This is a genomic window from Modestobacter versicolor (genome assembly GCF_014195485.1).
In the GTDB taxonomy this organism is placed as follows: Bacteria; Actinomycetota; Actinomycetes; order Mycobacteriales; family Geodermatophilaceae; genus Modestobacter; species Modestobacter versicolor.
In genome coordinates, this window is sequence record NZ_JACIBU010000001.1 from 2711965 (window position 1) to 2734783 (window position 22819).

Consider the following 22819-nt stretch of genomic DNA (forward strand, 5'->3'; position numbering starts at 1 on the left):
GGCCGCCCGGGGCCGTGTGCCGTGTCGATCAGCCCGTCAGGGACCGATCAGCCCTTGGAGAGGGCGCCGTAGCGGAACTTGAACGAGGCGTCGAGGGTGTCCTCGGCGCCGGAGACGTCGGTGCCGGTGACGGCCACCTGGGCCCCCTGCAGGTAGGGCACCGTCGACAGGTCGTCGGCGACGAGGTCCTGGATCTGCTCGATCAGGGCCTGCCGGGCGGCGGGGTCGGGGGTGCTGGCCTGCTGCAGGATCAGGTCGTTGACCTGCTGGTCCTCGTAGTGGTTGGAGAGGAAGTTCTCCAGCAGGAAGAACGGCGTCAGGTAGTTGTCGGCGTCGGAGTAGTCCGGGAACCAGCCCAGCTGGTAGGCCGGGTACACGTCCGAGGTGCGGTCCTTGGAGTACTGCACCCACTCGGTGGTCTGCAGGTTCACCGTGAACAGGCCGGTGGCCTCCAGCTGGTCCTTGATCAGCGCGTACTCGTCACCCGAGGACGGGCCGTAGTGGTCGTTCGAGTACTGCAGGTTGAGCTCGACGGGGGTCTGCACCCCGGCCGCCTGCAGCCGCTGGGCCGCCTTGTCCGGGTCGGCGCCACCGGAGCCGTCGCCGTACTTCTCCTGCAGCGGCGTGGTCGCGCCGGTCAGGCCGTCGGGGACGTAGGAGTACAGCGGGGTGTAGGTGCCCTTGTAGACCTGGTCGGCGATCTCCTGGCGGTCGATCAGGTCGGCCACCGCCTGGCGGACGGCGAGCGCCTTGGCCGGGTCGGCCTCGGCCGTCGTCGCACCGTAGGGCTGGGTGTCGAAGTTGAACGTGATGTACCGGATCTCGCCACCGGGGCCGTCGACGACCTTGACCTCGTCGTTGCCGCGCAGGTCGTCGATGTCGGTCGAGGTCAGGCTGCGGAAGGCGACGTCGATGTTGCCCTCCTGCACGTCCAGCTTCAGGTTCGAGGCGTCGCTGTAGTACTTGACGTTGACCTCGTCGGTCTTCGGCGCGCCCAGCAGCCCCTGGTACTCGGGGTTGGCCTGGTAGGAGACCAGGTCGTTGAGCTCGTAGCCGGTGATCGTGTACGGGCCGGCGAAGGCCTCGCCGTCGACGATCTCCTGGTCCGGGGTCAGCGCGTCGGCCGCGAAGACGTCCTCGTCGACGATCGGGCCGGCCGGGCTGGACAGGATCTGCGGGAAGACCTGGTCCTCGGGGCTCTTCAGCGTGAAGACGACGGTGGTGTCGTCGGGGGCCGCGACGCTGTCCAGGTTGTAGAGCAGCGACGCCGGGCCGTTCTCGTCGTTGATGGCGACCATGCGGTCGAAGCTGAACTTGACGTCGGAGGAGGTCAGCTCGTTGCCGTTGGCGAAGGTCAGGCCGCTCTTCAGCGTCACCGTGTACTCGGTCGGCGAGGTGAACTCGGCCGACTCGGCGATGTCGGGCTCCACGTCCGGGCTGCCCAGCGGGGTGTTCATCAGGAACGGGTAGACCTGGTTCATGACGGCGAAGGAGCCGTTGTCGTACGAACCGGCCGGGTCGATCGTGGTGATCTTGTCGCTGGTCCCGATGGTCAGCGCACCACCGCCACCGCCGGACGAGCCGCCGTCACCGCTGTCGTCGCTGCCGCCGCACGCCGTCAGCGCGAGCGCCGCCGCCGTGATGCCCGCCGTCGTGACCAGCACGCGCCGGCCACTCCTGGACACGGAGTTCATCCGCTACCTCGTTCTCATGGGTGGCGGCTCGCGGGCGCCCACCGGCGCACCACCGCGGCCGCCTGTGGCCATTGGAGATGCATGACTAACACACCCTTCCCACGGTGTGAGAACCCGCGGGGAGGCTGTGATGGTGTTGTGACCCCAGCCGGCCGGTGGTGTGGCGCGGCCCTCAGAAGCGGCCGCCGCCTCCCCGGCGGCCCCGGCTCCCGGAGCCGCCGAAGCTGCCCCCGCCGCTGCGGCGGCCACCGCCCCCGCCGCGGGAGCCACCGAGCCCGCCGCCGAGGCCCCCGCCGCCGAAGCCGCCCCCGTACCCACCGCCGTACCCGCCGCCGTAGCCGCCGCCGTAGCCGCCGCGCGAGCCACCGCCGAGCAGGATGCCGCCGAGCACCAGGCTGCCGAGGTCGACGCCGGGGCGCCCGCCGTAGCCCGGGCCGCCGTACCCGGGCGCGCCGTAGCCCGGGGCCCCGGGGCCGCCGTAGCCGCTGGACCACTGGTCGACGTCGGCGCGCGCCTGGTCGAGCGCCTGCTGGGCCAGGGCGGCCGCCTGCTGGGCCTCCCGCAGCGCACCGACCGGGTCGGCGCTGCCGGCGGCCACCGCGGCGTCCAGCCGCCGCTGCGCCTCGGCCAGCCGGGTGCGCGCCTCCGGCCCGACGGCTCCCCGGCGGGTGCTGATGAAGTCACCGGCCGCGGCGATCGCCGACCGAGCGGTGAGCACCGTCTGGTCCAGCGCCGCGGCGGCGCGGCGGGCCTGGACGGCGGCGTCCCGGGCGCCGGCGAGCGCCTGGTCCAGCGCGGCGTCGGCCTCCTCGAGCTGCCGCAGGGCGGTCAGCGGGTCGGGTCGCTGCCCGGCCGGGACGGCGTCCGCGGCGGCCAGCGCGGTCTCGGCGCGGGCGACCAGCGGAGCCAGCCCGGCCGGGTCGCCCGGGGTGCCGGTGACCAGCGACCGGGCCTCGGCGAGGTCCTGCTCGGTCTCCGCGCGGACAGCGGCCAGCCGGGCCGGCGCGGCGTCGAGGTCGGCGGCCAGCCGGCCGATCCCGTCCAGCAGCGTGCCGCTCTGCGCCACGGCGTCCTCGGCGACCCGCAGCGAGCCCACGGCCTGCCCGGGCTGACCGCCCTGCAGGTGCCCGCGGGCCTCCTCGACCTCGGCGGCGGCGGCCTCCAGCCGGGCCCGGGCCTGGACGACGTTGTCGGCGACCGGCGCCAGCGCGGAGTCGGCGTACCGCTCGCGCAGCTCGGCCAGCCGCTGCTCCTCCTGCGGCAGCCGCTGCTGCAGCGCCGCCACCTGCGGGGTGAGCCGGTCCAGCGCCTGCGGTGCGGTGCGCTCCAGGTCGCGCAGCTGGTCGAAGGCCTCGGCCTGGGCGTCCAGCCGCTCGTCGGCAGCGCTGGTCAGCCGGAGGATCTCGGCGAGCATCCGGCGCCTGGTCGGCTCGTCCTCGGGGACCTCGTCGTCCAGCTGCTGGCGGAGGGTGAAGGCCTGCTGCAGCTCGGTCTGGGACAGGGCCAGCGCCTCGGCGAACCCGGCCACCGGCTCGTCGCCGTACTGGGCGCGGGCGAAGTCGAGCTCCAGGGAGGAGGTGCGGACCGCCTCGTCCAGCTCCAGCAGCGCGCCGCTGGCCCGGAAGGTGAGCTGCTCGGTGGTCTCGTCGGGGAACGGGTCGGCGGCCCGGGCGGCCGCCACCTGCTGCGCCTCGGTCTGCTTCCGGCGCCGGCGGCTGCGGGCGAGCGCGTACCCGCCCCCGCCCACCACCGCGACGGCCGCGATCACCCCGAGGGCCGCGCCGCCACCCCCAGAACCGCCGTCGTCGGCCAGCCCGTCGGCGAGGGCCACGACGGCACCGTCCCAGTCGTCGGCCGCCAGCTCGGGCTCGACGTCGGAGCTGATCACCTGGTCGATGTCGGAGTCGGAGATGCTCACCGCCTGGCCGGTGGAGACCCCGTAGGCCCGGTCCTCGACGGCGACGGCGAACAGCAGGTCGTTGCCGCCGAGGCCGCTGCGCTCCGCGGTCCGCTGGGCCCAGGCGGTGCCGTCCGCCGCCCCGTCGAACGTGTCGACGTAGACGACGAACAGCTGCACGTCCTGCTCGGTGCGCAGCCGCTCGATCGCCGCCTCGTCGCCCGACTGGTCGTCGAGCACCCCGGCGGTGTCGGTGACCTGGTCGGTGAGGGCGAGCGGCTCGTCGGCGGTCGCGGTGCCGGTGACCAGGAGGGGTGCGGCGAGCACGCCGAGGACGGCGGCCAGTCGGGGGAGGCGGCGCATGGCCCCATCGTCGCCGATCAGGCCGGGGCGGGGGCGGTCGAGCCCTCGGCGGCGTGCAGCCGGCGCTTGGCCAGCGCGATCGGCAGCTGCCCGACCAGGGCCGGGAGCAGCCAGGCGACCGGGTGGCCGGTCTCGGCGATCAGCACCCCGGTGACCAGCGCGATGTAGGAGCCCCCGAGCAGGTGCGGCTGCCAGCTGCGCCAGCCCGGCCAGTCCCGCCGCCGGGCCAGCGCCCCGGTGACCGCGAGCACCTCGGTGGCCACCGCGACCGGCAGCAGCCAGCCCAGCTGCGGGTCGGTGACCGCGAGCACCCCGGCGGACCCGGCGACGCCGGCCACCACGACCTGGTAGCCGGTGGCGAGCCCCACGGCCGGCCGGCCGCGCCGGCGGGCGAGCAGCCAGGCCGGCCCGAGCAGCAGACCGGCGGCGCCCAGCAGGACGTGCAGGAACAGGACGACGTCGCGCACCTGACCGCTCCCTCCGGCAGGCCGGCAGCGCCGGCTCCGGTCACCGGGCCGGCGTCGGCCGGCCCGGTGACCAGCCTGCCCGGCCGCAGGGACCCGGCACAGGTGCCAGATGTCAGGTCCTGCTCAGGCGGGGATCTCCGACATCACCGAGAACGACGCCCCCCAGGGGTCGGCGACCACGGCGAACCGGCCGAACTCGGTGTCCTCCGCGGCCATCAGCACCTTGCCGCCGCCGGACTCCACCGCCGCCACCGCGTCGTCGGTCGAGGCGACCGAGAAGCAGGTCGCCCAGCCGCGGGGCAGCCCCGGTGAGATGCCGCCGAGCCCGCCGAGCGGCTGCTCGCCGGAGCTGAAGACCGCGTAGCCGTCGAGCCCGGGCATCTCCTGCCAGGAGAAGCCGAACACGGCGCGGTAGAAGTCCCGCGCCGCCGCCGGGTCGTCGACGGCCGCCTCGTTCCAGACCAGCCCGCCGGGCTCGTTGTAGATCTCGGCGCCGGTGGTGGTGCCGGCCTGCCACAGGCCGAACGGGTTGCCCTGCGGGTCGGCGGCCATCGCCATCCGCCCGGCCGGGCCCACGTCCATCGGCGGGGCCAGCAACGAGCCGCCGACCTCGGTCACCCGCGCCGCGACGGTGTCGACGTCGTCGGCGGCGAAGTACGTCGTCCAGCGGGGCGGGTCGTCCGGGTCCTGCTGCGGGCCCATCCCGGCGGCCTTGCGGCCGTTGCGCAGGCACATGGTGTAGCCGTAGGACTCCGGCCCGCCGACGTCGTAGGTCCAGTCGAGGACCGTGGCGTAGAAGGCGCGGGCGGCGTCCGGTTCCGGCGTGCCGAGGTCGACCCAGCACGGCGTGCCGTTCGGCCAGGGAGTGGTGCGAGTGGGCATGACTCCTCCTCGGGTCGGGAGGTCGACCGTCCCACCGGGTACCGACAGGACCGCCGTCCCCGGGTACGAGGTCTGCACGTCGCTGCGCGGGGTAGGGCCCCGGGCACCGACCGAGACCAGGAGGCCCACCCGTGCCGAAGAGCGACCGCGTCCCCGCCGCCGACCTGCCCCCGGGTGCGGTGCGCCCCGCCGGGCACTGGGCGGTGGCCAACGACCGCGGCCGGCTGGCCGCGGTGTCCCGGCGCTGCCGGCACCAGCTCGCCGATCTGTCGGCGGGCAGCGTGGACGCCGAGGGCTGCCTGGTCTGCCCGTGGCACCAGGCCCGCTACGACCTGCACACCGGGGAGATGGTGTCCGGGCCGCGCGGCTTCCTCGGCTACCACGGGCCGGCCCCGGGCTACTCCGGCCTGGTCAAGCGGTTCGGCCAGGTGGTGCGCCTCCGCGTCCGCCGCGCCGTGCGCCGCGGAGACGACGTCGTAGTAGCCGACGGCTGAGCGAGCCGCCCGACGTCACCAGCCGCGGCCCCCGTGCAGGGGCCCGGCCGCGAGCCTGCGAGCGGTCGGGGGGCACGGGGGTCCTTGTTCACGCGTCGATGCGGCGGCGGCCCTCGAAGGCGCGGCCCAGGGTGACCTCGTCGGCGTACTCCAGGTCGCCGCCCACCGGCAGGCCGCTGGCCAACCGGGAGACGGCCAGCCCCAGCGGGCCGACCAGCCGGGCCAGGTAGGCCGCGGTGGCCTCGCCCTCCAGGTTCGGGTCGGTGGCGATGATCAGCTCGGTGACCTGGCCGTCCATCAGCCGGGTCATCAGCTCCTTGACCCGCAGGTCGTCGGGGCCGATGCCCTCGATCGGGCTGATCGCACCGCCGAGCACGTGGTAGCGGCCCTTGAACTCGCGGGTGCGCTCGATCGCCACGACGTCCTTGGGCTCCTCGACGACGCAGATGACGTCCAGGGTGCGCCGCGGGTCGCGGCAGATCCGGCACTGCTCGCCCTCGGCGACGTTGTAGCAGGTCACGCAGAAGCGGACCTCCGCCTGCACCCGCTGCAGCGCGGCGACCAGCCGCACGACGTCGGCCGACTCCGCGGCCAGCAGGTGGAAGGCGATGCGCTGCGCGCTCTTGGGACCGACGCCGGGCAGCCGCCCGAGCTCGTCGATGAGGTCCTGGACAGCGCCCTCGTACACGGTTCTCCTTCGAGGTGGGGCGACGGTGCGTCGCCCCGGTGGGTCAGAAGCCGGGCAGGCCGAGCCCGCCGCCGAGGCCCCCGGTCACCGGGCCCATCGTGGTGGCGGCGAGCTCGTTGGCGGCCCGCTGGGCGTCCCGGAAGGCCGCGACGACCAGGTCCTGGAGCGTCTCGACGTCGTCGGGGTCGACGGCGGCGGGGGCGATGGTCAGGCTGACCACGTCGCCGCTGCCGGTCAGCGTGACGGTGACCAGCTCACCGCCGGCCGAGCCGGTCACCTCCGCGTTGGCGAGCTCCTCCTGCGCGGCGGCGAGCGCCTGCTGCATCTGCTGCGCCTGCTTGAGCAACGCGCCCATGTCGGGCTGGCCTCCGGGTCCCATGACCCGAGAGTAGGTGCTGCCACCGACGATCGCGGCCGACGCGGCGTCCGGCCGCCTCGCAGGGTCCCGCGACGCGCGGAGCGTGCCGTGGGGGGCGAGGGGGTCCCTCAGCTGTCGATGGGGCGGGCGCCGAGCTGGGTGCGGAGCAGCTGCAGCGCCGCCGCCTCCGGGTCCAGCGCGGGCGGCGCGTCCGCACCGTCCGTGGAGACGTCGGCGGCCCGCTCGGCCATCAGCTCGTCGGCCTCGGCGGACTCCGCGGCCTGCGCAGCTGCCCGCGCCGCCTCCGGGGTCACCGACGGGCCGGCCGCCGGCTGGCCGGGGGTGTCGACGACCGCCTGCACCTTCCAGCGCACGCCGAGCAGCTCCTCCAGCGCCTGCCGGACGATGTCCTTGTTCAGGTCGTCGCCGAGCATCTTGGCCAGCGCCGGCGAGGTGGCCGCCAGCGTGAGCGTGCCGTTGGTCAGGTCGTGCACCTGCGCGCTCTTCAGCAGCGCCTCGGTGGTGCGCTTGTGCCGCTTGACCACCGAGAGCAGCTCGGGCCAGATCCGCCGGACGTCGGCGGTGGTCAGGGCACCGTCGTCGACGGCCGGCTCGGCCGGGGTCGCCGAGACCAGCGGGGTCGGCTCACCGCCGCGCGGGGCGGGGGCGGACTCCGCCGCGGCCCGCGGCGCGGGTGCGGCGGCCGGTGGCGGGGTGGCCGGGGCGGGGGTCGGGGCGGGACGGGGAGCCGCCGGGGCCGCGGCGCGGGTGGGCTGCGGCCAGTCCTCGTCGTCGGTCGGCTCGGGCGGCAGCGGGACGTCAGGCTCACCGGTGGCCAATGGCGGGCGGGCCCGCTCGGCCGGCGGGCCGGCGGGGGTCGGGGCCGGTGCGGGCTTCGCGGCCATGGCGCCCGGGCGGGCGGTGACCGGCCAGCCGTCGTCGCCCTCCGGTGCGGCGACGGGCGGGGCCGCAGGCGCGGACGCCGCCGGGGCTGCGGCCCGGGCCTGCGAGGGACGCACGTAGGCAGGCCGCGCCGCGGGCGGGACGGCTGCTGCGGCGGGTGCGGGCTCGGGCGCCGGGGCGGCGGCAGGGGCCGGAGCGGGGGCCGGAGCGACGGCCGCCGGTGCAGCGGGGGCGCGGACCACGGCCGGCGGGGCGACCGGCGCTGCGGCGACCGGCGCCTCGGGACGCCCCGCGTGCTCACCGGCGATGGACATCCGCCGCTCGAGCCGCTCCAGCCGCTGCAGCGTGGCCGCGGCCGAGCCGTCGACGCCGGGCAGCAGCATCCGGGCGCAGACCAGCTCCAGCAGCAGCCGGGGCGCCGTCGTCCCGCGCATCTCGGTCAGGCCCTCGTGCACGGTGTCGGCCAGCCGGGACAGCGTCGCGCCGCCCAGGGCCGCGGCCTGCCGGCTCATCAGGTCCAGCCGGTCGGGCGGGCAGTCGAGCAGGCCGTTGCCGCCGGCCTCGGGCACGGCGTCGAGCACGATCAGGTCGCGCAGCCGGTCGAGCAGGTCGGTGGCGAAGCGGCGCGGGTCGTGGCCGGCCTCGACCACCCGGTCGACGGCCTGGAAGACCCCGGGCGCGTCGGAGGCGGCCAGCGCGTCCACGGCCTCGTCGAGCAGCGCCTCGTCGGTGACCCCCAGCAGCCCGACCGCGGACTTGTAGGTGACGCCCTCGGGCCCGGCGCCGGCCAGCAGCTGGTCCAGGATCGACAGCGAGTCGCGGACCGACCCACCGCCGGCCCGCACCACCAGCGGGAAGACGGTCGGCTCGACGGTGACGCCCTCGGCCGTGCAGGTGCGCTCCAGCAGGCCGCGCAGGGTGCTCGGCGGCACCAGCCGGAACGGGTAGTGGTGGGTGCGCGAGCGGATGGTCGGGAGGACCTTCTCCGGCTCGGTCGTGGCGAAGACGAAGACGAGGAACTCCGGCGGCTCCTCGACCACCTTGAGCAGGGCGTTGAAGCCCTGCGTGGTGACCATGTGCGCCTCGTCGACGATGTAGACCTTGTAGCGGCTGTGCACCGGGGCGAAGAACGCCTTCTCGCGCAGGTCGCGGGCGTCGTCGACACCACCGTGGCTGGCCGCGTCGATCTCCATGACGTCGATCGAGCCGGGGCCGTCGGGGGCCAGCGAGATGCACGAGCCGCAGACGCCGCAGGGCGTCGAGGTCGGCCCCTGCTCGCAGTTCAGCGAGCGGGCCAGGATCCGCGCCGACGACGTCTTGCCGCACCCGCGCGGGCCGCTGAACAGGTAGGCGTGGTTGATCCGCCCGCTGTCCACGGCGTTCATCAGGGGCGCGGTGACGTGCTCCTGGCCGACCACCTCGGCGAAGGTCGCCGGGCGGTACTTGCGGTAGAGCGCCAGAGCCACGCCGCGAATCTACGTGCCCGGACCGACGCTCCGGTGCCACGCGGCACCGGAGCGTCCGGGATCACTGGGTGAGGTGCAGGAAGAACTCGACCTCGCCCTGGTCGTCCACCCGGACGAAGCCCAGGTTCGGCGCCTCGATGCCGTAGTCGCCGAAGGTCACCGGCACCGAGCCGGAGGCCTCGACGCCGTCCGCGGTCCGGACGACGGACAGCTGGGTCTGCACCTGCTGGGTCACCCCGGCCAGCGTCAGCTCGCCGGTCACCGGGATCTCGACCGGCGTGCCGGTCAGCTCGGGGAGGTCGGCCGGCTGGGTCACCGAGAAGGTGGCGGTGGGGTTGGCCGCGACGTCCATCACGTTGTCCCGGAAGTAGCCGTCCCGCCGGCCGCTGTCGGTGGTGATCGACGCCACGTCGACGGTCACGTCGGCATCGGCGAGGTCGCCGCCGGTGATGACGACGGTCCCGGTGACCTGGTCGGTCGTGCCGGCGACGGTGACGTCGGCGCCGTTGAGCACCTCGTGCACGCGGTAGCCCGCGGACGAGCCGGTCGTGATGGTCCAGGTGCCGTCGGTGTCGCTGACCAGCGCGGCGTCCGAGGGCTGCGCCTGCACGGTGGGCGCCGGCGGGGCGTCCTCCTCGAGGGCGGCGTAGACGAGCGGCCCCCCGATGGCGCCCGCGGCCACGACGGCCAGCGCTCCACCGGCGATGAACCAGGTACGACGACTCGGCATGTCGGCTCCCTTGTTTGAAGGTTCATGAAGTCAACCGCACGAACCTGGGAGCAGCATGTGAGACCGGGGGAGAAAAAGGGACCCCCCGCACACCCGTCAGAGCCCGCTTATCCTTGCTGCCTTCCGGCCCTGGGGAGGTTCACAGGGTGACGCCGCACGAGGGGTCGACGTCCACTGTAGAGGACGGACCGCCCGCGGAACCCCGGTGCCGCCCCTCCCGCGCACCGCTACGCTCCCCCGCCATGACCGGGCCCACCGTCGTCCTGCCGCCTCCGCGCCCCTGACCGGGGCGCCACCGGGCCGACCCGCCCTCCCCGCGCTCCGGACCGCGTCCCCCCGACCGGACCCACCCAGGAGCGTCATGACCACCCGCACGCCCCCGTCCCGCGGGTTCGCCCTCGTCGTCCTCGCCGCGCTGTGCTGGGGCACCTCCGGCATCACCGGCGACCTGGTCGCCGACCGCACCGGGCTGGACCCGCTGGACATCGCCTGGCACCGGATGGCCGTCGGCGCCGCCGTCCTGGTCGCCGTCCACCTCGCCGCCCACCGGGCACGCGGCCAGGGCCCGCGCGCGCCGCTCGCCCCCGGCCTGCGGTGGCGGCTGGTCACCGTCGGCGCGGGTCTGGCGGTCTACCAGAGCGCCTACTTCGCCGCCGTGGCCACCGCCGGGGTGAGCATCGCCACGCTGGTGTCGCTCGGGCTCGCCCCGCTGCTGGTGGCCGTGGGCTCCGCGGTCCTCGGGCACGGGCGCCCGGACCGGGCGACCGGCCTGGCCCTGGCCGTCGCGCTCGCCGGGCTGGTGCTGCTCGTCGGCGTGTCGGCCGGCGGGGACGACGGGGACGCCGTGCTGCTCGGTGCGGTGGCCGCCGTCGGCTGCGCGGTGGCCTACGCCGGGGTGGTGCTGCTGTCCTCGCGCGTGCCCGACGGCGTGCCGACGACGACGGTCGGTTTCGCCGCGGGCGCCGTGCTGCTGACCCCGGTCGCCCTGGCCGCGGGGCTGGACCTGACCACCGACCCGCTGTCGCTGGCCCTGCTGGTCTACCTGGGGCTGGTGCCGACCGCGCTGGCCTACGGGCTGTTCTTCACCGGGGTGCGGGCCGTCCCGGCCGCGGTGGCCTCGATCGTGACCCTGCTCGAGCCGCTGACCGCGACCGCGCTGGCGGCCGTCGTGCTCGGCGAGCGGCTCGCCCCCACCGCCCTGGTGGGGGGCCTGCTCATGCTCGGCGCCGTGACGGCGCTCTACCTGCGGAGGATGGGAGATTCGAACTCCCGAGGGCTTGCACCCAACCCGCTTTCCAAGCGAGCGCCATAGGCCACTAGGCGAATCCTCCAGTGCGGGGCCACTCTACCGGGCACCCCCTGCGCCGTCAGCCGCTCCCCCTCCACCCGAGCGGCCCGCGCGCCCCGGGGGTGGTTGAGTGATCACACCGGCGAACCCCGCCGGACCGAGGGACCGGAGGACTCCGACGATGAGCGGTACCGATGAGGTGCGCCCCGAGGTCGTCGCGGCGATCGTGACGGCGCTGCAGGAGACGGACCCCAGCAACCTCCCGGCGGACGCGACCCGGGCCGAGAAGGACGCGGCCAAGGACCAGTACCTGTCGGGCATGGTGGCCGACCGCGCGCAGCGTGACCGGCAGACCCGGGCGTGGGAGCTGCTGCTCACCCGCGCCCACGACGAGCCGCCGAGCTGGTCCCAGCTGTTCGACGAGCTGCCCCAGAGCTCGATCACCGAGCTCGGCGAGCTGTACGACGCACTGCCCGAGGGGGCCCAGACGGAGTACGCGCGCCGTTTCGGGGCCCCGGTCTCCGCCTGAGCGGCGGTCGGGCGGGCGTGCGAGCGGGGCAGGGGTGACCGCGCCGGGCTCCCGGGTCGCCGGGCGCTACCTGCTGCGCTCGCGGCTCGGGGGCGGGGCGATGGGCGCGGTCTGGCTGGCCCGCGACGAGCTGCTGGGCCGCGAGGTCGCCGTCAAGCAGGTGCTCATCCCGGTCGGCAGCGACCCCGAGGCGACCGCGGGGCACCGCGAGGCGGCGATGCGCGAGGGGCGGATCGCGGCCCGGCTGACGCACCCGCACGCGGTGTCGGTCTACGACATGGTGGACGACGGCGGCACCCCGTGGCTGGTGATGGAGTACCTGCCCTCCCGGAGCCTGGCCCAGGTGCTCGCCGACCGCGGGACGCTGCCGGTGCAGCAGGTGGCGCAGATCGGCGCGCAGGTCGCCGACGCGCTGATCGCCGTGCACGCGGCCGGCGTCATCCACCGCGACGTCAAGCCCGGCAACATCCTGATCGGCGAGGGCGAGCGCAGCGACGGCCTGGTGAAGATCACCGACTTCGGGATCTCCCGGGCCCGCGGTGACGTGTCGCTGACCCAGACCGGCGTGGTCAAGGGCACGCCGGCCTACCTGGCGCCCGAGGTGGCCCGCGGGCAGGAGCCCGACGAGGCCAGCGACGTCTTCTCCCTCGGTGCCACCGTCTACGCCTGCCTGGAGGGCACCCCGCCGTTCGGGATGACGGAGAACCCGCTGGAGATGCTCTACCGGGTGGCCGGCGGCGACTTCCAGCGGCCGCGCAACGCCGGCACGCTGACCCGGCCGCTGATGCGGATGCTGCACAACGACCCGGCGAAGCGGCCGTCGATGACCGAGGTCCGCGACCAGCTGGCGCAGCTGGCCGCCGGTCGCGACCGGGACGTCACCGAGGTGCTGACCGCCCGGACGCCGATCGCCCCGACGCTGACCGAGGTGCGCCCGGTGGGCGGCCGGGTGCTGCCGGCCGTCCCGCCGACCACCGAGCAGCCGGCGGCGCCGGCCGAGGCACCCGCCGAGGCAGCCGCAGCAGCACCGGCCCGGACCGCGGTCGACCCGGCGGCGGTCGACCCCGTGCCGGTGGTGGCCGCTCCCCCGGTCCTCCCCGCCGAGCCGACGGCCCCGACCCCCGAGGTGCCCGCCGCTCCGCCGCCCCGGGCACCGGCCGGGCGGGAGCCCCGGCCGGCCGCCGTCCGGGAGCCGGTGGCGCCCCCGCCCCCGCCGACGCGGCGCCGCGGCCGGCGGCTCGCGGTGCTGGCCGCGCTGCTCGTCGCCGGGCTGCTGGCCGCGCTCGTCGTCTGGCAGCTGGGCCGGGCCGACGGCCGGACGCCGTCCGCCGGTGCCAGCAGCAGCGCACCGGCCAGCTCGTCCTCGTCGCCCACGCCGACCGCGGAGGAGACCACCTCGGCTCCGCCACCGGCGACGACGCCGTCCACCCCGCCGTCCACGCCGGAGACGACGACCCCGACGACGCCCGCGGGGCCCGCACCGGGGAGCGCGGCCGAGGTGGAGCAGGCGATCACCGGCTACTACGCGCTGCTGCCGGGCAACCCGGAGCAGGCCTGGGCGCTGACCGGCCCCCGGCTGCGGGCCGAGATCGGCAGCCTGGAGGACTACATCGGGTTCTGGCAGGACTTCAGCGCCGTCACGCTCGGCCCGGTGTCGGCGCAGGACGGGTCGCTGGTGGCCACCGCCCCGGTCACCTTCGTCGACACCGACGGCGAGGTCGAGGACGAGCAGCACGAGATCAGCCTGGTCAGGGGTCAGGACGGCCGGCTGCTGATCGACTACGACCTGGCGGTCTGATCCACAGCCCCCGCTACGGTCCTGCCATGCGCAGTCACCGGCTCCGTGCCGCCCTCCTGCCCCTCCTGGTGGCCCCCGCCCTGCTCGCCGGCTGCGGCTCCGGCGACTCGGACACCTCCGCCAGCGACTCCGGCTCGGCCTCCCAGCCGGCTGCGGACGACTCCGCGAGCGAGGACGCCGAGGCATCGGCCGACGCCGACGCCGAGAAGAAGGAGACGTTCTGCACCGAGGTGCCGGCGCTGCTCAGCGACATCACCGACGACCTGCAGGGCTTCCAGAACGACCCGCAGCAGGCGCCGGCGCTGCTGGCCGAGGCCGTGGAGCGGATCTCCGCGGTCGAGCCGCCCTCGGACGCCGCACCGCAGTGGCAGCGGCTGGTGACGGCCTGGACCGGGATGCGCGACCTGCTGAACGAGGCCGACCTGACCAACCCCGCGGCCAACGCCGACCTCGCGCCGCGGCTCCAGGAGCTGCAGACCGAGCTCGTCGACTCCGGCACCGCGGTCGACGAGTACGGCAAGGCCAACTGTTGAGGCCCGGGAACGGCGACGGCGGCGCCTGATCCGGTGAGGATCGGGCGCCGCCGTCGGCACGCGGTGGCGGTGGGATTTGAACCCACGGAGGCTTGCACCTCACACGCTTTCGAGGCGTGCTCCTTCGGCCGCTCGGACACGCCACCGCCGGAGAGACTACAGGCCCCGCTTCGAGCGGAAGAAGGCACGTAGCAGCGCGCCGGACTCCTCGGCGCGCACCCCGGCCACCACCTCGGGCCGGTGGTTGAGCCGGCGGTCCCGGACGACGTCCCACAGCGAGCCGGCGGCCCCGGCCTTCGGGTCGTCGGCCCCGTAGACCACCCGGGCGACCCGGGACAGCACGCTCGCGCCGGCGCACATCGTGCACGGCTCCAGCGTGACGACGAGGGTGGCGCCGGTCAGCCGCCACCCGTCGCCGTGCACCCGGGCGGCCTCGCGCAGCGCCAGCACCTCGGCGTGCGCGGTGGGGTCGCCCCGCTTCTCCCGCTCGTTGGCCGCCTCGGCCAGCACGGCGCCGTCCGCCCCGAGGACGACGGCGCCGATCGGGGTGTCCCCCCACCCCTGCGCGGCGGCGGCCAGCTCGAGCGCCCGGAGCATCGCCTCGTCGTCGGTCACCGGAACACCTCCGCGGTGGGTCGAGCTCTGCCCACACCTGTGGGCAGAGCTCGACCCACGGCGCGGGTCATGCCAGCTCCAGCCCGGTCAGCGCCGACAGCTCGGCCAACGCGGCCGCCGGGTCCACCACCTTGACCGTGTGCATGCCCAGCGCCCGGGCGGGCTTGAGGTTGATGCCGAGGTCGTCCAGGTAGGCGCAGTCGCCGGGCGCCAGGTCACGGCCCACCGCGTCGGCGAGCCGCTGCAGGGCCAGCGCGTAGATCGCCGGCTCGGGCTTGCGCACGCCCTCGACGGAGGACTCGACCACCGCGTCGAACAGCCCGAGCAGCTCCCCCAGCCGCCCGGTGCGCGCCATCGGGGCGACGTTGTTCGACAGCAGCGCCAGCGGCAGCCCGGCGTCCCGCAGCCGCTGGACGGCGGTCACCATCGCCGGGCGCAGGTCGCCGTGCAGCGCGGCGAGCACCCGGCCGGCGTCCACGGTGTGCCCGGCCGCGGCGGCCTCGGCCTCGAACGCCGTCCGGAAGCCGGCCTCGTCGAGCTCCCGGCGCTCGTAGCGCGCCCAGGCGTTGGTGTCCGGGTCGGTGCTGTTGAGCCGGCGGACCAGCCCGTCGGGCAGCCCGGCCTCGCGCTCGTAGGCGGCGAAGGCGGCCATCGGGCTCTCGGTGAGGACGCCGCCCAGGTCGAAGACGACCGCGCGCACCGTCACGGCGCGGCCACCGCGGTCAGCTGGTCGGCGAAGCCCAGCCGCTCGGCGATCCGCAGCACCATCTCGTCGGCCCACAGCTCGTCGGAGTCCAGCAGCCGGGTGAGCTCCTCGGCCGGCAGCCCGGCGTCGGAGAAGACGTCCAGGTCGCCCCCCGGCCAGCCCTGCCCGTCCTCGTCGAACGCGTCGTCCACCGTCGTCCCCGTCGCGACCGGGATGCCGTAGCGCTCGACCACCTCGGCGGCGAGCACCCACTCCTGGAAGGTCGCGTCGGAGATCAGCGCCCGCACCATCCCGCCCGGCCCGAGCCGCAGCACGACGAAGTACAGCCGGCTGTCGACCACGATCACGAACGGGCCCGGCCAGCCCGCCGTCCCCGGGTCGCCCAGGGCGCGCTCCAGCACCGGCAGCTCGTCGTCGGCGTCCGCGGCCAGCAGCTCGCACAGCCAGCGGTCGTCGCTGCGGCTGACCCGCACCGCGAAGCTCTGCCGCAGCGCGGTGCCGTCGTCCGGCGGGGGCGTCATAGCCTCTGATCATGGCCGACGCCCCGGACGACGACAGCACACCCGTCGACCCGGCCCTCTTCGCCGCGCTGGCCGCCGACCCGCTCGCCGCCCACCTGGGCATCGAGCTGACCGACGTCCGGCCCGGCTACGCCCGCGCCACGATGACCGTCGGGCCGCAGCTGCTCAACGCGGTCGGCACCGCGCACGGCGGGGCGACCATGGCGCTGCTGGACGTCGTGCACGGCGCGGTGAGCAACAGCCACGGCACGGTCGCGGTGGCGCAGGACGTGCACACCGAGTTCCTCTCCCCCGGCCGTCCCGGTGACCGGCTGGTCGCCGAGGGCGTCGAGCTGCACCGCACCAGCCGGACGGCGGTCTACCGGATCGACGCCATGACCACCGACGGGCGGCGGGTGGCCACCGCGCTGGCCCGGGTGTTCCGGCTGGGCACGCCGTGGGAGACCGCCCCGTGACCGGCTTCCCGGTGCCGACCATGCCCGCGCCGCCGGTGTCGGTCGTCGGGCTCGGCCAGCTGGGCGGCTCGCTCGCCGCGGCGCTGGCCGCGGCCGGGCGCCCGGTGTCCGGCTGGGACGTCGACCCCGCCGCCCGCGAGGCCGCCGAGGCGCACGGCGTGCGGATCAGCCAGGAGCTCACCGGCGTCGTCGTCCTGGCCGTCCCGCTGCCGGTGATGGGCACCGCCCTGGCCGGGCTGCGGGTCGACCCCGGCGCCACCGTGACCGACCTCGGCTCGGTGAAGGTGCCGGTGCTCGCCGAGCTCGGGGCCGCGCTCGGCGACCGCTTCGTCGGCGGCCACCCGATGTGCGGCACCGAGCGGTCCGGGCACACCGCCGTCGACCCCGACCTGTTCACCGGCGCCCGTTGGGCGCTGTGCCTGGAGCCGGGGACCGACCTGCGCCGCTGGCTGCGGGTCGCCGAGATCGCGCTGGCCGTCGGCGCCGAGGTCGTGCCGGTCACCGCCGCCGAGCACGACGACGCGGTGGCCGCGATCAGCGCCGTCCCGCACCTGCTGGCCGCCGCGCTGGCCGCCGCCGCCGGGCAGGCCGGCCCGCTGGCCCTGTCGCTGGCCGCCGGCAGCTTCCGCGACGGCACCCGGGTGATCGCCAGCGACCCCGCCTTCGTGACCGCACTCGTGGAGGGCAACGCGGGCCCCACGACGGCGGCCCTCGAGCGGGTGCGCGCCCAGCTCGGGCGGCCCTGGGCGGAGCTGGTCGCCGACGGGCACGCCGTCCGGACGGCGACCGCGGGACGGCGTCCGGCACGGGTGCCGCTGGAGCGGGCCGCGCTGCTCGCGCTGGGCCGTTCCGGCGGTGCGGTCACCCGGCGGCTGGCCGCCTTCGTCGAGGGCTGGGTGCCCGGGCCCTGAGCCGCACGCGTGGGAGCCACGCCGAGCGGGCAAGCTGATCACGACGCACGAGGAGAGGGAGACATGGACGACAAGGACATCCGCAGCCAGATCCACGCGCTGGTCGAGGAGGAGCACGCGCTCCGGAACTCCGGCGAGCACACCGAGGAGCAGCGCGCCCGGGTCGCCCAGCTGGAGCAGGACCTCGACCAGCTGTGGGACCTGCTGCGCCAGCGCGACGCCAAGCGGCAGTACGGCAACGACCCCGACGAGGCGCAGCCGCGCCCCGAGCCGCAGGTCGAGAACTACCTGCAGTAAGGGCGTCAGGCCGGCGCCGGCCGCCGGTGGCCCGCCTCCAGCAACGCCAGCTGCCACAGCAGCCGGGAGCGGGGGTCGGCCACCGAGCGGCCGGTGACCTGCTCGATCCGCCGCAGCCGGTGCATCACGGTGTTGCGGTGGCAGTAGAGCTCCTCCGCGGCCCGGGTCGGTGAGCCGTCGGCGGCGAGGAACGCGGTCAGCGTGTCCAGCAGCACGTCGCGCTCGTCGGCGGGCAGCTCCAGCAGCCGGCCCAGCGACTGCTCGACCAGCCGCCGGGTGATCTCCGGCGAGCTGCTCAGCAGCGCCTCGGGCAGCCGGTCGTCGATGCTCACCACCCGGCACTGGCCGCCGGGCAGCGTGCGGGCCGCGGTGTCGGCCAGCCGCCACGCCGTCCCGACCGACGCCGCGCCCTCCACCACCGCGGAGACCCCGACCGGCCCCTCGGCCAGCTCGCCGAGCCAGGCCAGGACGTCGGTCACCCGCCGGCTGCCGAGCGCGACAATGCCGACCTGCGCCCCGCTGCGCCACCCCCAGACCGAGCGCACGCCCCGCTTGAGCAGCCGCGGCCCGGGGTCGGCGAGCGTCGGGCCGCCGTGGTCGTCGGGCGGCGCCACCGCGCACACCAGCCGGCCGTCCAGCGGCAGCGCGAGCAGCTCCGACGCCGTCCGGACGAACACCGGGTCGCCCCCGCGGCCGCCGAGCAGCCCGTCGAGGACCTGCTGCCGGGCCTGGTCGTCGATCCCGGCGAGCCGGCGCTCCTCGTTCCGGTAGGCCTCGGCCAGCGCGGCGCACTGCACGTCGTTGACGTGCCACACCGACCCGGCGACCTCTAGCAGGACGTCGCTGTCCCCGGGCGCCTCGGCCCCCCGCGCCGCCGCCCGCAGCGCCTCCCACGTCACCTGCCCGCCGAGCCGGTAGGCGCGCAGCACCGTCTCCAGCGGCACGCCCTGGACGGCCCGCCGCCGGCCCACCTCGCGCGCGGCGGTGAGCGCCGCGCGACCGCCGTCGTCGGCGTCGCCCATCAGCGTGCGCACCCCGCGCTCCAGGTTGGCCCGGGTCGACTCGAACAGCTCGGCGAGCACGACCGGCCCCTGGTCGGCGTAGGCGCCCTCGCTGCGCTCCAGGATGCTGATCATCCGGGAGGTCATCTCGTCGAGCTGGTCCAGCAGCGGCGGGGCGAGCTCCGCCAGCCGCGCGGACACCTCGGGCCGGAATGGCTGCACCGTGACACCCCCTTGTGACACACCGCACAGTGCACAAGCAACCTGGGTGATCGCTGTGCTCGGCGCCCATTGTGACGGCTCTCACCGCACTCCACGCTCACGGGGTCGGATGAGCCGACCCCCGTGCGCCGCGCCATGGCCGGTGGACGGGGAACCCGAGGCAAAGGAGCCGTGGGCCCGTTGGCGCAGCCGTCCCCGACTGCAGGCAGCACCGCGACCGGTCCGCGCCCGGCCGCACCCACGGCCCCCACCTCCCGGCTGGAGATGACCGGCATCTCGGTCGCCTTCGGCGGGGTGACGGCGCTCTCCGACGTCTCCCTGGTGGTCGAGCCGGGTCAGGTCCACGGGCTGATCGGCCCCAACGGCGCCGGCAAGACGACGCTGTTCAACGTCGCCTGCGGGCTGGTCCGGCCCTCCGCCGGTGAGATGGTCTGGCGCGGCCGCCCGGTGCGCCGGCTGCGCCCGCACCAGCTCGCCGGGCTGGGCATCTCCCGGACCCTGCAGGGCGTCGGGCTCTTCGCCGGGATGACCGTGCTGGAGAACGTGATGGTCGGCGCCCACCGGCACGCCCGGGCCGGCTTCGCCTCGGCGCTGCTGGCCCTGCCGCGGTCGGACGCCGACGAGCGCGCGCTGCGCGCACGGGCCACCGCGGCGCTGGCCGACCTCGGTGCCGAGCGGTACGCCGGCCGGTACCCCGGCGGCCTCCCCTACCCGGTGCAGAAGCGGGTCGCGCTGGCCCGGGCGCTGGTCTCCGAGCCCGACCTGCTGCTGCTCGACGAGCCGGCGAGCGGGCTCGGCGAGGACGAGATGCACGAGCTGGGCGAGCTGATCCGCACGCTGTCCGGGCGGATGAGCGTGCTGCTCGTCGAGCACCACATGGACCTGGTCATGCGGGTCTGCGACCGGATCACCGTGCTCGACTCGGGTCGGCAGATCTCCGCCGGCACCCCGGCCGAGGTGCAGGCCGACCCGGCGGTCACCGAGGCCTACCTGGGCGACGACGTCGACGTCGCGGCGGACGCCGCTGCGCTGTCGGCCACCGAGGGAGGACGCCACCATGGCTGACCCGCGCCCGCACGGCAGCACCGCGGTCACCGCCGCGGGCGGGACGGCGACGGCGCCGGCCCTCCTCGAGGTCGAGGACCTCACCAGCTCCTACGGCCCGGTCCGGGCCCTCGACGGGGTCACGCTGAGCGCCCGGGCCGGTCGGATCACCGCCGTCCTGGGGGCCAACGGCGCGGGCAAGACGACGCTGCTGCGCACGATCAGCGGCCTGGTCCGCAGCTCGTCGGGGCGGGTCCTGCTCGGCGGGGAGGACATCACCGCGGCACCGGTCGAGGCGATGGTCGGCAAGGGCATGGCGCACGTCCCCGAGGGGCGCGGCGTCATCGCCGAGCTGACCGTCGACGAGAACCTGCGGGTCGGCGCGCTGTTCCGCGGGAAGGTCGGCCGCGACGAGTTCGACCGGATCTACGACCTGTTCCCCCGGATCGCCGAGCGCCGCGACCAGCCGGCCCACGTGCTGTCCGGCGGTGAGCGGCAGATGCTCGTCATCGGCCGGGCGCTGCTGGCCAAGCCGCGGATCCTGCTGCTCGACGAGCCCTCGCTGGGCCTCGCGCCGCGGATCGTGGCCCAGATCTTCGGGCTGCTGCGCCAGCTGGTCGACACCGAGGGCCTCTCGGTCCTGCTGGTCGAGCAGAACGCGCGCAGCGCCCTGTCGGTCGCCGACGTCGGCGTCGTCCTGAACCTCGGCCGGGTGGTCGTCACCGACTCCGCCCGCACGCTGATGGACGACGAGGACCTGCGGCACGCCTACCTGGGCTTCTGACGCACCCGCCCCCAGGACTCCGCACCGCCAGGAAGGCACCCTCCCCGTGCAGTACTTCATCAACGTCACCCTCACCGGGCTGACCGAGGGCATGGTCTACGCGGCCTTCGCCCTCGCCCTGGTGCTGATCTGGCGGTCCACCCGGATCGTCAACTTCGCCCAGGGCTCGATGGCCGCCGCGACCACCTTCATCGCGCTGGCGCTGATCCAGAACGGGCAGTCCTACTGGCTCGCCCTGGTCGTGGCGCTGGCCTCCGGGTTCGTCCTCGGCGCCGTCATCGAGCGGGTGGTCATCCGGCCGGTCGAGGGCGGCCCCGAGCTGAACGCGGTGATCGTGGCGCTGGGCCTCTTCGTCGCCATCCAGGCCGCGATCGCGATCATCTTCGGCTCCTCGTTCCAGTCCTTCCCGACGCCGTTCGGGCTGGAGGGCTTCCAGGTCGGCGACAGCCGGATCGCGCTCACCCCGACCAGCCTCTACGTGATCGGCTCGGTGCTGGTCGTCATGGCGCTGCTGGTGGTGCTGTTCCGGTTCACCCGGGTCGGGCTGGCCATGCGGGCGTCGGCCTTCGGCCAGGAGGTGGCACGGCTGCTGGGCGTCAAGGTCGGCCGGATGCTCACCCTCGGCTGGGCGCTGGCCGCCGTCGTCGGCTCGCTGGCCGGGCTGCTCATCGCCGGCGGCGAGTTCGTCTACCCGGCCTACATGGACAGCCTGATCGTCTTCGGCTTCGTCGCCGCGATCCTCGGCGGGCTCGACTCCCCGGTGGGCGCCATCGTCGGCGGCCTGGTCCTGGGCCTCGCGCTCTCCTACGTCAGCGGCTACATCGAGCGCGGCAGCGCGCTGGTCAACGTCGCCGCCCTGGTGATCCTCATGGTGGTGCTGCTCGTCCGCCCCGGTGGGATCTTCGCCAGCAGCACGGCTCGGAGGGCATGACCGTGAGCGACCTGCAGAGCTCGGCACCCGTCGCCGGCCAGGCCACCGAGGAGGCGCCGACGACGGCGACCGCGGCGGCGAACGCGCCGTCCGCAGCCGCCGCCGGTGGCCGCACCTTCCTCCCCCGCTCCACCCTGCTGCGCCACCTGCTGCTGGTGCTCGTCGCCGCGGTGGCCGCAGTGGTGCTGCTGGAGATCACCGACCCGTTCACCAACTCGCAGCTGGCCACCCTGAGCTACTACGCCATCGCGGCCGGCGGGCTCACCGTGCTGACCGGCATGAACGGGCAGATCTCGCTCGGGCACGGCGCGCTGATGGCGGTGGGCGCGTACACGACCGCGCTGTTCCTGTCCGCGGACGAGCCGCTCCCCCTGCCGGCGATCCTGCTCGCCGCGGTCGTCGTGGCCACCGCGGTCGGCGCCCTCGTCGGCGTCGCGGCGGCCCGGCTGCACGGGCCGTACCTGGCCGGCGCCACCCTCGCGCTCGCCGTCGGCCTGCCCGGCCTGGCGATCTACTTCAACGAGTGGCTCGGCGGCGACCAGGGCCTGCGGGTCCGGGCGCCGCGGGCGCCGGAGTGGTTCGAGCAGTTCATCAGCACGGTGTCGGGCAACAGCGCCACCAACACCAAGTGGCTGGCCTACGTCGGCGCCATCTGCCTGCTGATCACCTACTTCCTGCTGGCCAACCTGGTGCGCAGCCGGATCGGCCGCACCTGGCGGGCGGTGCGCGACCAGGAGGTGGCCGCCGAGCTGGCCGGGATCAACCTGGGCGCCTGGCGGGTGCTGGCCTTCGTGGTCAGCGCCGCCGCGGCCGGGCTGGCCGGCGGCGTGCTCGCGCTCGTCGTCCGGCTGGCAGCGCCCAGCGGCTTCACGCTGGTGCTCTCGCTGTCGCTGCTGACCGCGATCGTCATCGGCGGCCTCGGCAGCCTGCTGGGCGCGCTGCTCGGCTCGGCCCTGCTGGTGTTCCTGCCGCCCTTCGTCACCGACCTGGGTGCCGGCTGGGGCCTGGACAACACCGAGGCGGCCCAGCTGGCCCCGTTCGTCTACGGCGTGGTGCTCGTCCTCGCGATGATCTTCGCCCCCGCCGGCTTCGTCGGCACCCTCCGCACGCGGTGGCTCACCAGCCGCGCGAAGCGGTCGGCCGCCCGCACGAGCAGGGGGTGAGGACGACCCGACCGGTACGCCGCTCCCGGCCCCTCGACCCCCCACCGACCCCCGGGCAAAGACGCCCGGGCCGCACCAG

The 22819-nt window shown here is 75.5% G+C and carries 23 protein-coding genes, 2 tRNA genes, 1 other RNA gene and 1 pseudogene; 12 read left to right on the forward strand and 15 right to left on the reverse strand.

From position 1 onward, the window contains the following. Window positions 1–47 precede the first annotated feature (47 nt). The 4 genes from FHX36_RS13285 to FHX36_RS13300 form a co-directional block, all read right to left on the reverse strand. Window positions 48–1664, reverse strand: a complete 1617-nt coding sequence (locus FHX36_RS13285; protein WP_343056612.1) for an ABC transporter substrate-binding protein — start codon at window positions 1662–1664, stop codon at window positions 48–50. Window positions 1665–1866: 202 nt separating this feature from the next. After that, window positions 1867–3954: a TPM domain-containing protein gene (locus FHX36_RS13290; RefSeq protein ID WP_183513813.1), complete on the reverse strand. Its 2088-nt coding sequence runs from the start codon at window positions 3952–3954 to the stop codon at window positions 1867–1869. Between the two features lie 17 nt (window positions 3955–3971). Beyond that, the gene (locus FHX36_RS13295; RefSeq protein WP_258373059.1) at window positions 3972–4421 is read right to left on the reverse strand and encodes a hypothetical protein; all 450 of its coding nucleotides are present in this window, start codon (window positions 4419–4421) and stop codon (window positions 3972–3974) included. 123 nt (window positions 4422–4544) lie between these two features. Beyond that, window positions 4545–5303, reverse strand: a complete 759-nt coding sequence (locus tag FHX36_RS13300) for a VOC family protein (protein ID WP_110554237.1) — start codon at window positions 5301–5303, stop codon at window positions 4545–4547. 131 nt (window positions 5304–5434) lie between these two features. Here FHX36_RS13300 and FHX36_RS13305 point away from each other — a divergent pair, with 131 nt between their 5' ends. Next, on the forward strand, window positions 5435–5797 hold the full coding sequence (locus FHX36_RS13305; protein WP_183513814.1) for a Rieske 2Fe-2S domain-containing protein: 363 nt from the start codon (window positions 5435–5437) through the stop codon (window positions 5795–5797). A gap of 88 nt (window positions 5798–5885) precedes the next feature. On the opposite strand, the gene recR is transcribed toward FHX36_RS13305, so the two are convergent. The 5 genes from recR to ffs all read right to left on the reverse strand — a co-directional run bounded on the left by recR (window position 5886) and on the right by ffs (window position 10111). Next, the gene (gene recR / locus FHX36_RS13310; protein WP_110550319.1) at window positions 5886–6485 is read right to left on the reverse strand and encodes a recombination mediator RecR; all 600 of its coding nucleotides are present in this window, start codon (window positions 6483–6485) and stop codon (window positions 5886–5888) included. A gap of 43 nt (window positions 6486–6528) precedes the next feature. Continuing rightward, window positions 6529–6864, reverse strand: a complete 336-nt coding sequence (locus tag FHX36_RS13315; protein WP_110550318.1) for a YbaB/EbfC family nucleoid-associated protein — start codon at window positions 6862–6864, stop codon at window positions 6529–6531. 107 nt (window positions 6865–6971) lie between these two features. Then, entirely contained in the window at window positions 6972–9212 is a 2241-nt protein-coding gene (locus tag FHX36_RS13320) for a DNA polymerase III subunit gamma and tau (protein WP_183513815.1), read from the reverse strand. A 61-nt stretch (window positions 9213–9273) separates the two neighbouring features. After that, window positions 9274–9942, reverse strand: coding sequence for a YceI family protein (locus FHX36_RS13325; protein ID WP_110553983.1), 669 nt, complete (start codon window positions 9940–9942; stop codon window positions 9274–9276). A gap of 73 nt (window positions 9943–10015) precedes the next feature. Next, an RNA gene (ffs, locus tag FHX36_RS13330) (signal recognition particle sRNA small type) lies at window positions 10016–10111 on the reverse strand. Between the two features lie 192 nt (window positions 10112–10303). Here ffs and FHX36_RS13335 point away from each other — a divergent pair. Then, window positions 10304–11122 (forward strand): annotated as a pseudogene (locus FHX36_RS13335) (DMT family transporter); the annotation flags it as partial. Window positions 11123–11188: 66 nt separating this feature from the next. Here the strand turns inward: FHX36_RS13335 and FHX36_RS13340 are convergent. Continuing rightward, window positions 11189–11273 (reverse strand) — tRNA-Ser (locus FHX36_RS13340). 138 nt (window positions 11274–11411) lie between these two features. Here FHX36_RS13340 and FHX36_RS13345 point away from each other — a divergent pair. The 3 genes from FHX36_RS13345 to FHX36_RS13355 are packed head-to-tail and all read left to right on the forward strand — an operon-like array spanning window position 11412 to window position 14090. Then, window positions 11412–11759, forward strand: coding sequence for a hypothetical protein (locus FHX36_RS13345; RefSeq protein ID WP_110553984.1), 348 nt, complete (start codon window positions 11412–11414; stop codon window positions 11757–11759). A 34-nt stretch (window positions 11760–11793) separates the two neighbouring features. Beyond that, a complete protein-coding gene (locus FHX36_RS23565; protein ID WP_183513816.1) occupies window positions 11794–13557 on the forward strand; it encodes a protein kinase domain-containing protein in 1764 nt (587 codons plus the stop codon). A gap of 26 nt (window positions 13558–13583) precedes the next feature. Continuing rightward, the gene (locus tag FHX36_RS13355) at window positions 13584–14090 is read left to right on the forward strand and encodes a hypothetical protein (RefSeq protein WP_110554171.1); all 507 of its coding nucleotides are present in this window, start codon (window positions 13584–13586) and stop codon (window positions 14088–14090) included. 61 nt (window positions 14091–14151) lie between these two features. Here the strand turns inward: FHX36_RS13355 and FHX36_RS13360 are convergent. The 4 genes from FHX36_RS13360 to FHX36_RS13375 form a co-directional block, all read right to left on the reverse strand. After that, window positions 14152–14236 (reverse strand) — tRNA-Ser (locus FHX36_RS13360). A gap of 10 nt (window positions 14237–14246) precedes the next feature. Next, entirely contained in the window at window positions 14247–14705 is a 459-nt protein-coding gene (locus tag FHX36_RS13365) for a nucleoside deaminase (protein ID WP_220036091.1), read from the reverse strand. Between the two features lie 67 nt (window positions 14706–14772). Continuing rightward, entirely contained in the window at window positions 14773–15411 is a 639-nt protein-coding gene (locus tag FHX36_RS13370; protein ID WP_110554170.1) for an HAD-IA family hydrolase, read from the reverse strand. Further along, window positions 15408–15932, reverse strand: coding sequence for a tRNA adenosine deaminase-associated protein (locus FHX36_RS13375; RefSeq protein WP_110554169.1), 525 nt, complete (start codon window positions 15930–15932; stop codon window positions 15408–15410). The genes FHX36_RS13370 and FHX36_RS13375 overlap by 4 nt, the downstream gene beginning before the upstream one ends. 11 nt (window positions 15933–15943) lie before the next feature. Between FHX36_RS13375 and FHX36_RS13380 the strand changes: the two genes are divergently transcribed. The 3 genes from FHX36_RS13380 to FHX36_RS13390 all read left to right on the forward strand — a co-directional run bounded on the left by FHX36_RS13380 (window position 15944) and on the right by FHX36_RS13390 (window position 17595). Next, window positions 15944–16387 (forward strand): PaaI family thioesterase, encoded by a 444-nt coding sequence (locus tag FHX36_RS13380; protein WP_110554168.1) that lies wholly within the window; start codon window positions 15944–15946, stop codon window positions 16385–16387. Continuing rightward, window positions 16384–17298 carry a prephenate dehydrogenase/arogenate dehydrogenase family protein gene (locus FHX36_RS13385; protein ID WP_183513817.1) on the forward strand — a complete coding sequence of 305 codons (915 nt, stop codon included), beginning with the start codon at window positions 16384–16386 and terminating at the stop codon, window positions 17296–17298. The genes FHX36_RS13380 and FHX36_RS13385 overlap by 4 nt, the downstream gene beginning before the upstream one ends. A gap of 63 nt (window positions 17299–17361) precedes the next feature. After that, window positions 17362–17595 carry a DUF2630 family protein gene (locus tag FHX36_RS13390; protein ID WP_110552601.1) on the forward strand — a complete coding sequence of 78 codons (234 nt, stop codon included), beginning with the start codon at window positions 17362–17364 and terminating at the stop codon, window positions 17593–17595. A 5-nt stretch (window positions 17596–17600) separates the two neighbouring features. Here the strand turns inward: FHX36_RS13390 and FHX36_RS13395 are convergent, their stop codons facing one another. Then, a complete protein-coding gene (locus FHX36_RS13395) occupies window positions 17601–18818 on the reverse strand; it encodes a PucR family transcriptional regulator (protein WP_110552600.1) in 1218 nt (405 codons plus the stop codon). Between the two features lie 171 nt (window positions 18819–18989). Between FHX36_RS13395 and FHX36_RS13400 the strand changes: the two genes are divergently transcribed. The 4 genes from FHX36_RS13400 to FHX36_RS13415 are packed head-to-tail and all read left to right on the forward strand — an operon-like array spanning window position 18990 to window position 22740. Then, entirely contained in the window at window positions 18990–19883 is an 894-nt protein-coding gene (locus FHX36_RS13400) for an ABC transporter ATP-binding protein (RefSeq protein WP_220035969.1), read from the forward strand. Continuing rightward, window positions 19876–20646: an ABC transporter ATP-binding protein gene (locus FHX36_RS13405; protein WP_110552599.1), complete on the forward strand. Its 771-nt coding sequence runs from the start codon at window positions 19876–19878 to the stop codon at window positions 20644–20646. Before FHX36_RS13400 ends, FHX36_RS13405 begins: the two co-directional genes overlap by 8 nt. A gap of 46 nt (window positions 20647–20692) precedes the next feature. Next, window positions 20693–21577, forward strand: coding sequence for a branched-chain amino acid ABC transporter permease (locus FHX36_RS13410; protein WP_110552598.1), 885 nt, complete (start codon window positions 20693–20695; stop codon window positions 21575–21577). After that, complete coding sequence (locus tag FHX36_RS13415) at window positions 21574–22740, forward strand: branched-chain amino acid ABC transporter permease (protein WP_110552597.1); 1167 nt, start codon at window positions 21574–21576, stop codon at window positions 22738–22740. The genes FHX36_RS13410 and FHX36_RS13415 overlap by 4 nt, the downstream gene beginning before the upstream one ends. Window positions 22741–22819 lie beyond the last annotated feature (79 nt).

Excerpts from the sequence above, each read along its gene's own strand:
- FHX36_RS13290 (WP_183513813.1), bottom strand. The coding sequence starts at position 3,954 with ATGCGCCGCCTCCCCCGACTGGCCGCCGTCCTCGGCGTGCTCGCCGCA.
- FHX36_RS13300 (WP_110554237.1), bottom strand. The coding sequence starts at position 5,303 with ATGCCCACTCGCACCACTCCCTGGCCGAACGGCACGCCGTGCTGGGTC.
- FHX36_RS13315 (WP_110550318.1), bottom strand. The coding sequence starts at position 6,864 with ATGGGACCCGGAGGCCAGCCCGACATGGGCGCGTTGCTCAAGCAGGCG.
- FHX36_RS13325 (WP_110553983.1), bottom strand. The coding sequence starts at position 9,942 with ATGCCGAGTCGTCGTACCTGGTTCATCGCCGGTGGAGCGCTGGCCGTC.
- FHX36_RS13345 (WP_110553984.1), top strand. The coding sequence starts at position 11,412 with ATGAGCGGTACCGATGAGGTGCGCCCCGAGGTCGTCGCGGCGATCGTG.
- FHX36_RS13355 (WP_110554171.1), top strand. The coding sequence starts at position 13,584 with ATGCGCAGTCACCGGCTCCGTGCCGCCCTCCTGCCCCTCCTGGTGGCC.
- FHX36_RS13375 (WP_110554169.1), bottom strand. The coding sequence starts at position 15,932 with ATGACGCCCCCGCCGGACGACGGCACCGCGCTGCGGCAGAGCTTCGCG.
- FHX36_RS13380 (WP_110554168.1), top strand. The coding sequence starts at position 15,944 with ATGGCCGACGCCCCGGACGACGACAGCACACCCGTCGACCCGGCCCTC.
- FHX36_RS13390 (WP_110552601.1), top strand. The coding sequence starts at position 17,362 with ATGGACGACAAGGACATCCGCAGCCAGATCCACGCGCTGGTCGAGGAG.
- FHX36_RS13405 (WP_110552599.1), top strand. The coding sequence starts at position 19,876 with ATGGCTGACCCGCGCCCGCACGGCAGCACCGCGGTCACCGCCGCGGGC.
- FHX36_RS13415 (WP_110552597.1), top strand. The coding sequence starts at position 21,574 with ATGACCGTGAGCGACCTGCAGAGCTCGGCACCCGTCGCCGGCCAGGCC.